Annotated in this window: 12 protein-coding genes; 3 read left to right on the top strand and 9 right to left on the bottom strand. The window is 57.5% G+C overall.

What is annotated here, in order from left to right; all coding sequences use genetic code 11:
- Positions 1-24: 24 nt before the first annotated feature.
- A complete protein-coding gene (gene phoB, locus ACUTQ5_RS00695; RefSeq protein WP_012005482.1) occupies positions 25-714 on the bottom strand; it encodes a phosphate response regulator transcription factor PhoB in 690 nt (229 codons plus the stop codon).
- A 201-nt stretch (positions 715-915) separates the two neighbouring features.
- Between phoB and sbcD the strand changes: the two genes are divergently transcribed.
- Together sbcD and sbcC are read left to right on the top strand one after the other, a co-directional pair.
- Positions 916-2,148: an exonuclease subunit SbcD gene (sbcD, locus tag ACUTQ5_RS00690; RefSeq protein ID WP_445649679.1), complete on the top strand. Its 1,233-nt coding sequence runs from the start codon at positions 916-918 to the stop codon at positions 2,146-2,148.
- Entirely contained in the window at positions 2,145-5,396 is a 3,252-nt protein-coding gene (sbcC, locus tag ACUTQ5_RS00685; protein ID WP_445649678.1) for an exonuclease subunit SbcC, read from the top strand. Before sbcD ends, sbcC begins: the two co-directional genes overlap by 4 nt.
- A 79-nt stretch (positions 5,397-5,475) precedes the next feature.
- Here the strand turns inward: sbcC and ACUTQ5_RS00680 are convergent, their stop codons facing one another.
- The 3 genes from ACUTQ5_RS00680 to mak form a co-directional block, all read right to left on the bottom strand.
- The gene (locus ACUTQ5_RS00680) at positions 5,476-5,862 is read right to left on the bottom strand and encodes a type II toxin-antitoxin system VapC family toxin (RefSeq protein ID WP_409327016.1); all 387 of its coding nucleotides are present in this window, start codon (positions 5,860-5,862) and stop codon (positions 5,476-5,478) included.
- The gene (locus ACUTQ5_RS00675; protein ID WP_099062320.1) at positions 5,859-6,092 is read right to left on the bottom strand and encodes a type II toxin-antitoxin system Phd/YefM family antitoxin; all 234 of its coding nucleotides are present in this window, start codon (positions 6,090-6,092) and stop codon (positions 5,859-5,861) included. The genes ACUTQ5_RS00680 and ACUTQ5_RS00675 overlap by 4 nt, the downstream gene beginning before the upstream one ends.
- 102 nt (positions 6,093-6,194) lie before the next feature.
- Positions 6,195-7,103 (bottom strand): fructokinase, encoded by a 909-nt coding sequence (gene mak, locus ACUTQ5_RS00670; RefSeq protein WP_445649677.1) that lies wholly within the window; start codon positions 7,101-7,103, stop codon positions 6,195-6,197.
- Positions 7,104-7,305: 202 nt separating this feature from the next.
- Here mak and ACUTQ5_RS00665 point away from each other — a divergent pair, with 202 nt between their 5' ends.
- Positions 7,306-8,046 (top strand): response regulator, encoded by a 741-nt coding sequence (locus tag ACUTQ5_RS00665; protein ID WP_445649676.1) that lies wholly within the window; start codon positions 7,306-7,308, stop codon positions 8,044-8,046.
- Here ACUTQ5_RS00665 and ACUTQ5_RS00660 read toward each other — a convergent pair.
- The 5 genes from ACUTQ5_RS00660 to ACUTQ5_RS00640 all read right to left on the bottom strand — a co-directional run bounded on the left by ACUTQ5_RS00660 (position 8,021) and on the right by ACUTQ5_RS00640 (position 12,689).
- Positions 8,021-9,037: a carbohydrate kinase family protein gene (locus tag ACUTQ5_RS00660; RefSeq protein ID WP_445649675.1), complete on the bottom strand. Its 1,017-nt coding sequence runs from the start codon at positions 9,035-9,037 to the stop codon at positions 8,021-8,023. The genes ACUTQ5_RS00665 and ACUTQ5_RS00660 overlap by 26 nt on opposite strands.
- Positions 9,034-9,894, bottom strand: coding sequence for a ketose 1,6-bisphosphate aldolase (locus ACUTQ5_RS00655; RefSeq protein WP_012005474.1), 861 nt, complete (start codon positions 9,892-9,894; stop codon positions 9,034-9,036). The genes ACUTQ5_RS00660 and ACUTQ5_RS00655 overlap by 4 nt, the downstream gene beginning before the upstream one ends.
- A gap of 11 nt (positions 9,895-9,905) precedes the next feature.
- On the bottom strand, positions 9,906-10,592 hold the full coding sequence (locus ACUTQ5_RS00650) for a D-lyxose/D-mannose isomerase (RefSeq protein ID WP_445649674.1): 687 nt from the start codon (positions 10,590-10,592) through the stop codon (positions 9,906-9,908).
- A 62-nt stretch (positions 10,593-10,654) separates the two neighbouring features.
- Complete coding sequence (locus ACUTQ5_RS00645) at positions 10,655-11,599, bottom strand: ABC transporter substrate-binding protein (protein ID WP_135315348.1); 945 nt, start codon at positions 11,597-11,599, stop codon at positions 10,655-10,657.
- Positions 11,600-11,699: 100 nt separating this feature from the next.
- On the bottom strand, positions 11,700-12,689 hold the full coding sequence (locus tag ACUTQ5_RS00640; protein ID WP_174353344.1) for an ABC transporter permease subunit: 990 nt from the start codon (positions 12,687-12,689) through the stop codon (positions 11,700-11,702).
- Between the last annotated feature and the right edge of the window lie 6 nt (positions 12,690-12,695).

Genomic DNA, 12,695 nt, shown 5'->3' with positions numbered 1-12,695 from the left:
GGCATATTCTCCAGCGCGTCGCGATCAATAACGCGTTGAGAATCGGTAGCCGGTGCCCCGAACGGTTTGAACCATTTTGTCATGACCACTGGTCTCTAACGCCTTACGGAGCCGACGGATATGCACGTCAACGGTGCGGTCTTCCACATAAACGTTAGTGCCCCAGACGTGATTAAGCAACTGTTCGCGGCTATAAACACGCTCTGGATGAGTCATAAAGAAGTGCAGCAATTTGAACTCGGTCGGCCCCATATCCAGCGCCTGCTCGTTGGCCATCACCCGGTGTGAGGAAGGATCCAGGCTCAGCCCTTGCATTTCAATCACTTCTTCCACCGCCATCGGTGAAATGCGGCGCATTACCGCCTTGATGCGCGCCACCAGCTCCTTCGGCGAGAAAGGTTTAGTGATGTAATCATCCGCCCCAACTTCCAGGCCACGGACACGGTCTTCTTCTTCACCGCGAGCGGTCAGCATCATCACCGGAATATCGCGGGTCATAGCTTCACGCTTCATATGTTTAATAAACTGAATGCCGGAACCTCCGGGTAACATCCAGTCGAGCAACACTAAATCAGGGAACGGCTCAGACAGGCGCGTCACTGCGCTGTCATAATCCTCAGCTTCCAACGGTTGGTAACCATTCTGTTCCAACACAAAGCACACCATCTCACGGATCGGCGCTTCGTCTTCCACCACCAGTATGCGTCTTGCCATCGTCAATCCTGCCAATGTGTTAGCGATCACAGTTGATTGCGGGCGCCATTATGCGTCAGTTTTGTGACAGATTTATGAAATAAATAGCCTTGAAAAAACCTGCCTGTTACAGGCAGTAAGCATAGCGATTATTTCTAATCACGCAGAAACATCATATTCCCTTTATAATCCCCGCCATTACCCTATCGCCCCGGGAGTGTCATGCGCCTGATCCACACCTCTGACTGGCATCTTGGCCAGTTTTTTTTCACCAAAAGCCGCGCCGCCGAACATCAGGCTTTTCTGCGCTGGCTGATTGAGCAAATCGAGCAACAGCAGGTGGATGCGCTGATCGTCGCCGGGGACCTGTTCGATACTGGTTCGCCGCCAAGTTATGCCCGCGAGCTGTATAACCGTTTCGTGGTGGAACTGCAGCGCACCGGTTGCCAGTTGGTGGTGCTGGGCGGCAACCACGACTCCGTGGCAACCTTGAATGAGTCGCGTGAATTGCTTTCCTGCCTGAATACCACCGTGATTGCCAACGCGCAGAGCGAAACCGAACAACAAATTCTGGTGTTGAATCAGCGCGACGGTCAGCCGGGTGCGGTGCTGTGTGCCATCCCTTTCCTGCGCCCACGCGATCTGCTCTCCAGCCGCGCCGGCGAGTCCGGAGTGCAAAAACAGCAGGCGCTGCAAGAGGCTATCGCCGACCATTATCAAAAGCTGTATCAGGCGGCCTGTACACGTCGTGATTCACTGGGCTTGCCACTGCCGATTATTGCCACCGGCCATCTGACCACCGTGGGCGTCACCACCTCCGATTCGGTACGCGATATCTACATTGGCACGCTGGACGCCTTCCCCGCGCAGGCCTTTCCGCCGGCTGACTACATCGCACTGGGTCATATTCACCGCGCGCAGAACGTCGCTAAATCCGAGCATATTCGCTACAGCGGCTCGCCGATCCCTCTCAGTTTTGACGAATTGGGCAAAGCCAAAAGCGTATTTATGGTGGATTTCAGCGCGGACGCTCTGCAACAGATCACTGCGCTGGAGATCCCCAGCTTCCAACCGATGCAGCTTATCAAAGGTGATTTGGCACAGATCGAGCAACAATTGCAGCAGTTCGCCGATTATCAAGGCGAATTCCCGGTGTGGCTGGACATTGAAGTGGCAACACAGGACTACCTTAGCGACATTCAGCGCCGCATCCAGTTACTGGCCGATCAACTGCCGGTAGAAGTGGTGCTGTTGCGCCGCAGCAAAGAACAGCGACGTCAGGCCATTGAACAGCAGGACAAGGAAACGCTCAACGAACTGAGCGTCAACGAGGTGTTCGAGCGGCGGCTGGCGCAGGAGCCTGAAATGGCCGAACAACGTCGGCAACGAATGAGCCAAATGTTCCAGCAGGTGGTCGAGTCCGTGCGGCACAACGACCAGGAGCCGAGCCAATGAAAATCCTCAGCCTGAGGTTAAAAAACCTCAATTCCCTGCAGGGCGAATGGAAAATCGACTTTACTGCCGAACCCTTTGCCAGCAATGGGTTATTCGCCATCACCGGACCCACCGGCGCAGGAAAAACCACCCTGCTGGATGCTATCTGCCTGGCGCTGTATCACCAGACGCCGCGGCTAAACGTCACGCCGAGTCAGAACGAGCTGATGACGCGCCACACCGCCGAATCGCTGGCTGAGGTCGAATTTGAAGTCAAAGGGGTCGGCTACCGCGCCTTCTGGAGCCAGCGCCGTGCCAAAAATGCCCCAGACGGTAACCTGCAGGCACCGAAAGTGGAGCTGGCGCTGCGTGAAGACGGAAAAATCCTGGCGGACAAGGTACGCGACAAGCTGGATATGACCGCCGCAATCACCGGGTTAGACTTCGGCCGCTTCACCAAATCGATGATGTTATCCCAGGGGCAGTTCGCCGCCTTCCTCAATGCCGATGCCAATGACCGTGCCGAACTGCTGGAAGAGCTGACCGGCACCGAGATCTACGGCCAGCTTTCCGAACGGGTTTTCGAACAGCATAAGCAGGCCAAGGCCGATTTGGATGCGCTGCATCAACGCGCCAGCGGCATTGAACTGCTCAATGACGAACAGCGTCAACAATTGGAGAGCCAGTTGGTTGAGCTGGGGACGCAGGAGAATGCCCTTGGCGAACAGGCCCGCCTGCAGCAGCAGGCGCTGAACTGGTTACAGCAGTGGCAACAAACTCAGCAAAAACAACAGGAATACCAACGCAAACTGAACGCGGCGCAGCAGGAACAGGCGGCGGCGGAACCGCAACTGCAGCAACTGGCGCGCAGCGAGCCGGCAGAAAAACTGCGGCCATTGTTTAACGAACGTAACCGCTGCCGCAACGACCAACAGGCGCTGCAACAGCAGATAAGCCAATTAACGCAGCAGCAGGAGCAACAGCTAGCCCAGATGGCGCCGTTGCAACAGGCGGTGGAGCAAGCCCGTGCCCAGTTGCAGGCACATGTTGAACACCAGCAGACGCAACAGCGGTTGATCGACGAGCAAGTCGTCCCGCTCGATAACCAGATTGCCCAGTTACAGAAAACGCAGGCCGAACTGCAACAGGCATGCGATAGCGCCGCACAACAGTATGCCCAGCAAAAAACAGCGCTTGAGCAGCTCGAAGTTCAGCGAACCCGGTTGACCGCACAAGCGGGCCAGCATCAGGAAAAACTTAACGGTCTCACCACCGCGCTGTCGGCGCAGCAGCAACAACAAAATACGCTGGAAGCCCAGTCGCCCCTGGCGGCACTGCGCCAGCGTCAGACCGAACTGGCCGAGCTGCGCCCGGTACGCCAGCAGTTATTTACCCTATCGTCCCTGTTTAGCCAGGTCAGCGAACGTCTGGATCAGCAGCGTAAAGACTCCGCCGCCCGTCAGACACAGCTTGGCGAACATGAAAAACAGCTCGAAGAGACGCGGCTGCAGTATAAGCAGCAAAAAGCCCACCAGACAGACGTGGAAAAAGCCCTCGAGCTGGAACAGCGCATTGTTAGCCTGGAAGCAGAACGCGCCCGCCTGCAAACCGGTGAACCCTGCCCGCTGTGCGGCTCCTGCAGCCACCCGGCCATTGAACAGTATCAGGCGGTAAAACCTTCTGAAACCGCATTGCGCCTGGCCCAGATGCGCGCCACAACCGAGGCTTTGTATACGCAGGGCACCGAACTGCGCACCCGTTGCGAAAGCCTGAAAGAACAGCAACAGCGTCAACAGCAACTCATCACGCAAGACGAGCAACAGTTGGCCACCCACCTTCAGCAGTGGCAAACCCTCACCACGCCGCTGGCATTTGACTTTAGCCTGCAAGACGCCGACCGCCTGAGCCAGTGGCTGAACGCCTGCGACAGCGAAGAACGTCAGAGTCAGGCCGCCCTGCTGCAACACGAACAGGCATCGCATGCCGTGCAGCAGGCCAAAGACCAATTAGCCGCACTGCAAACACAACAGCAGCAGGCGCAACAAGAGAAAGCGCGGCTGGACGAGCGTTACATCCTGCTGGAGAAAAGCCACGCAGAGGCCCAGTTGCAACAGCAACGCCTGCAGCAACAGTGGCAGGAAGGTGAACAAGCCCTGGGCGAGCAACGTGCGCAGCGGCAGGCACTGTTTGGTGAACAGCAAATTACTCAGGTGCGCGAACAGTTGCGCGCCCGCCAGACGGCCTGTGAGCTGGCCAGCCAGCAAGCGGCCGAACAATGGCAAAAAGCCCAGGAACAACGCGACCGGCTGAGCGGCCAGCTTGTCGGGCTACAGCAGCAACTGCTGCAACAGACCGAGCGGTTGCAGCAAGCGGAACAAGAGTGGCTGCAAACGCTGGCCGTCAGTGAATTCAGCGATGAAACCGCCTTCATTGCCGCATTATTGGATGACGACCAGCGCCGACAACTGCAGCAGCGCAAAGAGCAGTTGCAACAGCGTCAGGTAGAGGCCAGCGCCCTGTTGACACAGACCATAGAAAGTCTGAAGCAGCATCTGCAACAGCGTCCTAAAGAGCTGGATGAGAACCAGACCGATCCCCAGATCCTGAGCCAGAGTCTGGCAGCGCTGGCACAGCAATTAAAAACCTTGCAGCTACGCCAGGGCGAAGTACGCAATCAGTTGGAAAGCGATGCTGCCCGCCGCATCAATCAGCAGTCGCTGTTTGAGCAAATCAGCCAGAGCCAGAGCCAGTACGACGACTGGAGCTATCTCAATCAGCTTATCGGCTCCAAAGAAGGGGATAAATTCCGTAAGTTTGCCCAGGGTCTGACGCTCGATCATCTGGTGTATCTGGCAAACAACCAACTGGGACGGCTGCACGGACGCTATTTGTTGCAACGTAAAACCAGCGATGCGCTGGAGCTACAGGTGGTAGATACCTGGCAGGCGGACGCGCTGCGCGACACCCGCACCCTGTCCGGCGGTGAAAGCTTCCTGGTGAGCCTGGCGCTGGCACTGGCGCTGTCCGATCTGGTCAGCCACAAGACCAGTATCGACTCGCTGTTCCTCGACGAAGGCTTTGGCACGCTGGATGCGGAAACTCTGGATACCGCATTGGACGCGCTCGACAGCCTGAACGCCTCCGGGAAAACCATTGGCGTGATCAGCCACGTTGAGGCCATGAAAGAGCGGATCCCGGTACAAATTAAGGTGAAAAAGGTCAACGGGCTCGGCATCAGCCGGCTGGAGCCGCAGTTCAGGCTGGAATAACACGACACTAACAGAGAAACAGGGGTGCAGCACCGGCGAAAAAGAGCCGGTGCGTAGTGAACCCGAGGATTAACCCGCTTTAGCGCCGGGCGTCAAACACCCGGATGCCGTACTGCGGGAAAGCGGCATCGGCGGAAATTAACGTCAACCCTTCGGCCTGCGCCTGGGCGATCAACATGCGATCAAAAGGATCCTGATGATGCGGCGGCAACTGGCCCGCCTGCTGACCGTGGAAGGCCGCCATCGGTAAAGGCAGAAAATCTTCGGCCTCAATCACCTCAAAGATGTCTTCCGGCAGTATTAGCTTACCCAGTGCCCGCTTAATCGAAATCTCCCAAATGCTGGCTGCGCTGACATACACCACATTGCCGGGATCGGCGATCTGCCTTCTGGCGTTAATCCCCAGGCTGGAGTCATCTATCAGCCACCACAACAACGCATGAGTATCCAGCAGCAAACGTTTCACTCGTCGCCCTCAAACAGCGCAGTGATGTCTGCATCGCCATCATTAAAATTGTCCGGTACGGTGAATTTTCCCTTGGCAGCACCCGGCTTGCGGGTTTGCCCCTTGATGGCCATAAGCTGAACATACGGCTTCCCTGCTTTCGCTATAATCACGGTCTCTCCCTGTGCGGCTTTATCCGCCAGTTGGCTCAGGTTGGATTTTGCTTCGTGCATATTGGCCTGAATAGGCATACGCGATCTCCTTAGCTAAGTTAGCTAAAGCATAGAGGGAAGTCCAGATTTTGTACAGGGAATTGATTAAAGCGCGAGCAGGCCCGCGCTTTTTTGTAACAGTTACAGCTGTGGCCACAGCCAGGCCGCGCCGCGCACGCCGCTGGAGTCACCGTGGACCGCCTTGCGGATCGGGGTTTCGCATTCGCCACCGAATACCCAGGATTTCACCAACTGCGGTACGTGCTGATACAGACGATCCACATTGCTCATTCCTCCGCCCAGCACTACGACGTCCGGATCAAAAATATTGATCACATGCGCCAGTGATTTTGCCAGCCGCAGCTCGTAACGACTGATGACCTGCTCTGCCAGGGCATCGCCTTGTGCTACCAACGTCATGATTTCATGACCTTTTAGCGGATTACCGCTCAGGCGAGCATAGTCGATAGCAAAGCCGGTACCGGAGATAAAGGTTTCAATGCACCCCTGCTTACCGCAGTAACAGGGAACCTCTGCCCGAAAACGCAACTCGTCATCATCCAGCCACGGTAGCGGGTTATGCCCCCACTCGCCAGAGATGCCGTTGCCGCCCGAGTGCGCCTGGCCGTTGATCGCCACCCCGGCGCCACAACCGGTACCGATAATCACCGCAAACACGGTTTGCTTGCCGGCCGCAGCACCATCGGTGGCTTCCGACACTGCCAGGCAGTTGGCATCGTTGGCAATACGCACTTCGCGCGCCAGCATCGCTGACAGGTCTTTATCCATCGGTTGGCCGTTGAGCCACACCGAGTTGGCGTTTTTGACCAGCCCGGTATAGGGCGACAGCGTGCCGGGAATGCCGACGCCGACCGAGCCTTGCTGGCCGGTATTTTCTTCTGCCAATTTCACCAGACCGGTAATCGCATCCAGCGTTTGCTGATAGTCATGACGCGGCGTAGCGATGCGATGGCGGAACAGTTCCTGCCCATCATTGGCCAACGCGATCACTTCAATTTTAGTGCCACCCAGGTCGATACCAATGCGCACGATTTTTCTCCTCAATGCACAACAACGTTGCCACAGCCTAATATATTCAGTTGCCGGGATCACTCAATCAGCGCCGAGTGTGACGGTGATGGCAATTTCCGCATCAGACTCACACCGGCTACCGCTTATTAATTAGTCATCGGGTACACTGCAGTTAACTTGTTGATAACATTTTCCGCATCCTAAAATCCGGAGAGCAGCGATGAAACCTGCCGTATTGATCGTCGACGACGACCCTGCCATTTGTGACCTGCTCTGCGACGTCCTCAATGAGCACGTGTTTACCGTGCATGCCTGCCACCGGGGCAGCGAGGCGTTAACGTTACTCAACCAGCAGCCGGATATTGCTCTGGTGCTGCTTGATCTGATCCTGCCGGACACCAATGGCCTACTGGTGTTGCAGCAGATCCACCGTCTGCGCCCGGATCTGCCGGTGGTGATGCTGACCGGCCTGGGCTCCGAGTCCGACGTGGTGGTCGGTCTGGAGATGGGGGCCGACGACTACATTGCCAAACCCTTTAATCCACGCGTGGTGGTCGCCCGCGCCAAGGCGGTGCTACGCCGTACCGGTGCGCTGGCGCTGGAACCGGCCACCGCCAGTCAGCACAAACCCGAAGGCTGGCAGTTCAACGGCTGGTGCCTGGATACTGTCCGCTGCACCTTGCACAACCCACAGCGACAACCGGTCGATCTGACCCAGGGCGAATACGGCCTGCTGCTGGCGCTGGTACAGCATGCGCGCAAAGTACTGACCCGCGATCGCCTGCTTGAACTGACCCACAGCGAAACGCTGGAGGTGTTCGATCGCACTATCGACGTGTTGATCATGCGGCTGCGACGCAAGATCGAGATCAACCCCCATCAGCCCGAGTTGATCCGCACCATTCGTGGGCTGGGCTATGTTTTCGCCGCCGACGTCAGCCAACCGGTGGCTGCCGCCTGATATAATCCTGCAGTTCCGACAAGGGGCGTGCGCCATCGATCGCGTTGGCGCACAGTAAATTGAACCGCGCACAGGCATGCGCCAATTGCAGCGTCTCTGCCAAAGGCCAGCTTTCATGACTGGCGTACAACACCCCGGCACAGAAGGCATCCCCGGCACCGACGCTGCCGACGATTTCGGTTTCACTGACGCACCACGACGGCTGCCAGCGCCCTTCCCCGCCTTGCTCCAGTCCGTATGCCCCTTCCGGGCAGTGGATCACCACTCGCCACCGCACACCGGCCAGCAATAGCTGTTCTGCGGCCTGGGCCATCAACTGTGGCTGCACCGCGCCACTGGCCGCACGCAATGCCAGCCCGGTAAATTCACCGGCCTCCAGCTCGTTGATCACCAGATAATCCAGCCAGCGCAGCGTTGGTAGTACCAGCGGCCGATAGCGCGGATCGCCCTGACGCGACACTAAATCCAATGAAGTCTGATAACCACGCTGCTGCATTTGCGCTAGCAACCGGGCGCTGCGGGTGCCAAACTCTTCGTCCGGGCTATCCAGACTGTCGAGCAACAGCAGATAACCCAGATGGAAAATTTTATGCTCAGTGTGCAGTGCGTTAAAATCGGCCAGATCCAACTGCCGGTTGGCCCCCGGCGCGTGAAAGAACGTCCGTTGGCCGCCCGGCTCGGTCATCACCTGCGACATGGCGGTCATCGCCGTTTCGCTACGTCTGACCAGGCCACTGTCGACCCGGTGCTGCGCGAGCATCTGCAGGATATAGTCACCGTCGGCGTCGCAGCCGATCAACCCGAGCGCCGCCAGCGGTAATCCGGTCTCCATGCGTGCCAGCGTCAGCAGTACATTGAGCGGTGCGCCGCCGGTAGCACGCTGGCTATGTTCAATCTCTACCAGCCAGCCCGGCTGCGGCCAGTGCGCAATTTGATGCACATGATCCACCAGCATGTTACCGGCCGAAACAATGCCACGCCGGATCATCACAACCGCCCGGCGCTGCCGAAAATATGCATTTGCTGTTGCACCACTTCGCTGATCGACTGCTCTACCGCCAGCAGCACTTCGGCAAATTCATCGTAAATCGCGTGGCGCTGCGTTATTCGCTGCTCCACCGCCCCCAGTGCCGCCTGCGACATGCCGGTATAGAAATTGATTTTGTGAATGCCCAGCCCGATCGCGCGTTTGAAATCGGCATCGCTAATGCCGGAACCGCCGTGCAACACCAGCGGGATCCCCGCCTGCTGCTGGATAGCCGCCAGCCGTTCAAAATCGAGCTTCGGCTCGCCTTTATATTTGCCGTGCGCATTGCCAATCGCCACCGCCAACGCATCAATGCCGGTCAATTCGACAAATTCGCGCGCCCGCTGCGGGTCGGTAAATTTATTGCTGTCGGCCTCGCCGTACAGCGCGCCGCCTTCGTCACCGCCGACCGCGCCCAGTTCAGCCTCAACCGATACGCCGACCGCGTGGCACATGCGTACCACTTCCTGCGTCTGACGCACGTTTTCTTCGTAGCTCAAGCCGGAGCCGTCGAACATCACGGAACTGAATCCCAGCCGCAGCGCCTGCACCACCGCCTCGAAATGCAGACCATGATCCAGATTCAACACCACCGGGATATCGTGCTGCGCCACTTCGCTTTTAATCGCCGCCACCAGGGATTCCAGCGAGACGTACTTAAAGTGCACTTCTGCAATATTGATAATAAACGGCGATCGCGCCGCCTGCGCCGCAGCGAACAACGCACGTAGAAAGTGGCTGTCGAGCACGTTGAATGCGCCCAGCGCATAGCCGTGCTGACGAGCCTGCGCCAAGCCCTGCGCCAATGAAATCAATGCCATTCTGGTTCTCCTTAAGCGATAAAGCGCAAGTATTCGTGACACAGCAACCACTGTGGTGGCTGGTCCTCTTCAATCTGGCTATAGCGGCTGAGCCGCTGCAGGAAACGGTTGTCGTTGTCGTCATCGTTTACCGTCGAGACTTCCCCTACCAAAACGTCTCCGAAGCCCTCTTCGCCCCAGAAACTGTGATAGATACCCGGCGTGAGGCAGATGCTTTCTCCCGGCGCCAGGCGCAAACGCGAACCGGCGGCGTGGGTCTGTCGGCAGCCATCCAGCGTCACGGTAACGCGAGTCTCGGCCAGCCCTTCCCGAGGGTCTGCGTTGTGCAGTTCAACAATCAGGTTGCCTCCGCCACGATTGATAATGTCTTCCCGCTTGCGCCAGTGGAAATGCATCGGCGTCACCTGAGCTTCGCGGCAATGCATGATTTTCTCCGCATAGCTTTTGGCATAGGGTTTACCGCCGGGTGAACCGTTGTGCAGGGTAAATAGCGTTAGCCCCTTGCGGGCGAAGTCATCATCGCCGAAGGCCGTGACATCCCAACCCAGTTTCAGGTCAAACACCTCCTGCCACGACTGACGATCGAGCTGCTGCCAGGCCGAGGGGCTAAAATGGGCGAAGGGCGGAAGCTGGACGTCGAAACGGGCAAAAAAGTGCTGGGTTTGCTGCAGGATTTGGTTCACGGCGGAACGGTTCATGGTGCCTCCGGAAACGGTAAGGAAATGAGGGGCCCAGTCTGGCAGGCCCCACCGATAGCAGGTTATTTCACCGTCCAGCCTTTGTAGCTGCCGATATTGTTTTTATCGATCATGGTTACCGGGATCAACACCGGAGCGGTTGGCGCAGGTTTACCCTGCAGAATGTCGTAACCGATCTCGACCGCCTTGGCCGCCATAACCTGAGGATCCTGTGCCGGCGTCGCGACAAACAGCGATTTTCCGCCACGCTTGAGCGCCTCTTCCCCATCCGGCGATCCATCCACGCCAACGATAAAGAACTCGCTGCGCTGTGCCTGTTTGGCAGCCAGATCGGCGCCGATCGCCGTAGGATCGTTAATTGCAAATACGCCGTCGATCTTCGGATTAGCCGCCAACAGCGCAGTCATGACCTCCAGCCCACCTTCACGGCTGCCCTTGGCGTTTTGGTTATAGGACAGCAGCTTGATCTCCGGGTGTTTCTTCAGTTCGGTCATGCAGCCTTCGACCCGGTTTTGCACGGCGGACACCGGTGGCCCGTTGATGATTACCACGTTGCCCTTCTCTTTCAGGCGATCGCTGATGTATTTACAGGCCATGGCACCGGCCTGGGTGTTATCCGAGGTGATGGTGGCATCGGCGCCTTCGGCCGCCACGTCAACCGCCACCACCACGATACCGGCATCCTTGGCGCGTTTTACCGCCGGGCCGATCCCCTTGGAATCTGCGGCGTTCAGGATGATCATATCGACCTTGGCAGCGATAAAGTTGTCGATCTGCGCCACCTGCTGGCCGAGATCGTAACCGCTCGACACCAGCGTCACGTTGACCTTATCTCCGGCCAACTCGCGCGCCTTCATTTCTGCACCCTTGGTGATCTGGACAAAGAACGGGTTGGCCAAATCGCCCACCGTCACCCCAATCGATTTTAACTCTTTTGCCTGCACCAACGAGGCACTGCCGAGCGCGGCAGTAACCAGCAAAGCGGTAATCAATGGCTTGAAACGCATAGTGTTTTCCTCATTATTTTCCGATCTACGAAAAACCTGCCCCGGTGGGCACCAACCTTTCTTTATCACTCACGCCGCAGCTTGAAAGACGACGAGTAAGTTAGTGCTGGTAATTGCGGGTGCGGTACTTGTCGATAAGCACAGCTATGATGATCACCGCCCCTTTGATCACCAACTGCCAGAAATAAGAAACGCCCATCAGGGTCATGCCGTTGTTCAGGGTGGCGATAATCAATGCCCCCACCAGCGTGCCGGTAATGGTGCCAATGCCGCCGACAAAGCTGGTGCCGCCGAGGATCACAGCAGCAATCGCATCCAGCTCATAGCCCATGCCGAGGTTGCCGTTGGCGCTGTACAACCGTGAGGCACTCATTATTCCCCCCAGCCCTGACAGCAAACCGCTCATGCCATAGACGAACAGCAGCACCGCGCCAACTTTGATTCCGGTCAGGCGTGCCGCCTGCATGTTGCCGCCCACGGCGTAAATATGAACTCCCAGCGTAGTGCGGCGCAGAATGAACCAGCACAGTGCAATTACGGCAAAAGCGATAATCACCAGCCAGGGGATCGGCCCCAGATACGAATTGCCGATCCATTCGAAACTGATATCGGAATTGATGATAGTCGTACCGTCGGCCAACAGATAAGCCGCGCCGCGCAGTGCGGTATAGGTACCCAGCGTGACAATAAAGGGTGGCAAACCGGCGTAGGCCACCAGAAAACCGTTAAACAGCCCCATGCCCAAACCGGCCAGCAGCGCCAGCGGGATCGACAGCCCGGACAGGCCCGGCATCAGTGAAACCGCCATCGCCACCACCGCCGTGGTGCCCAGCATCGAGCCGACAGAAAGATCGATACCGCCGGTCAGGATGATGAATGTCATCCCCGCCGCCAGCACAATATTAATCGACGCCTGCCGGGCAATATTCAGCAGGTTGGCGTCGGTAAAGAAATTGGGTGCGACAAAACCGAAAACGGCGACGATCAGGATCAATATCGGCAAGATGCCGACGGTTTGCATCATATCGCCCAATAACGCCCGTTTCAGCGTGGGATTTTTTGCGGCGGGTGGCAGCGGGTTCGAAGTCATGACAGG

The organism is Serratia sp. NA_112.1 (assembly GCF_052691715.1).
This window is presented reverse-complemented; position numbering and strand designations above follow the sequence as displayed.

Bases quoted from the DNA above. Each gene is read 5' to 3' on its own strand.
- sbcC (WP_445649678.1), top strand. From the start codon at position 2,145: ATGAAAATCCTCAGCCTGAGGTTAAAAAACCTCAATTCCCTGCAGGGC.
- ACUTQ5_RS00675 (WP_099062320.1), bottom strand. From the start codon at position 6,092: ATGCCTATTCAGGCCAATATGCACGAAGCAAAATCCAACCTGAGCCAA.
- ACUTQ5_RS00650 (WP_445649674.1), bottom strand. From the start codon at position 10,592: ATGAACCGTTCCGCCGTGAACCAAATCCTGCAGCAAACCCAGCACTTT.
- phoB (WP_012005482.1), bottom strand. From the start codon at position 714: ATGGCAAGACGCATACTGGTGGTGGAAGACGAAGCGCCGATCCGTGAG.
- ACUTQ5_RS00645 (WP_135315348.1), bottom strand. From the start codon at position 11,599: ATGCGTTTCAAGCCATTGATTACCGCTTTGCTGGTTACTGCCGCGCTC.
- ACUTQ5_RS00665 (WP_445649676.1), top strand. From the start codon at position 7,306: ATGAAACCTGCCGTATTGATCGTCGACGACGACCCTGCCATTTGTGAC.
- ACUTQ5_RS00655 (WP_012005474.1), bottom strand. From the start codon at position 9,894: ATGGCATTGATTTCATTGGCGCAGGGCTTGGCGCAGGCTCGTCAGCAC.
- sbcD (WP_445649679.1), top strand. From the start codon at position 916: ATGCGCCTGATCCACACCTCTGACTGGCATCTTGGCCAGTTTTTTTTC.
- ACUTQ5_RS00640 (WP_174353344.1), bottom strand. From the start codon at position 12,689: ATGACTTCGAACCCGCTGCCACCCGCCGCAAAAAATCCCACGCTGAAA.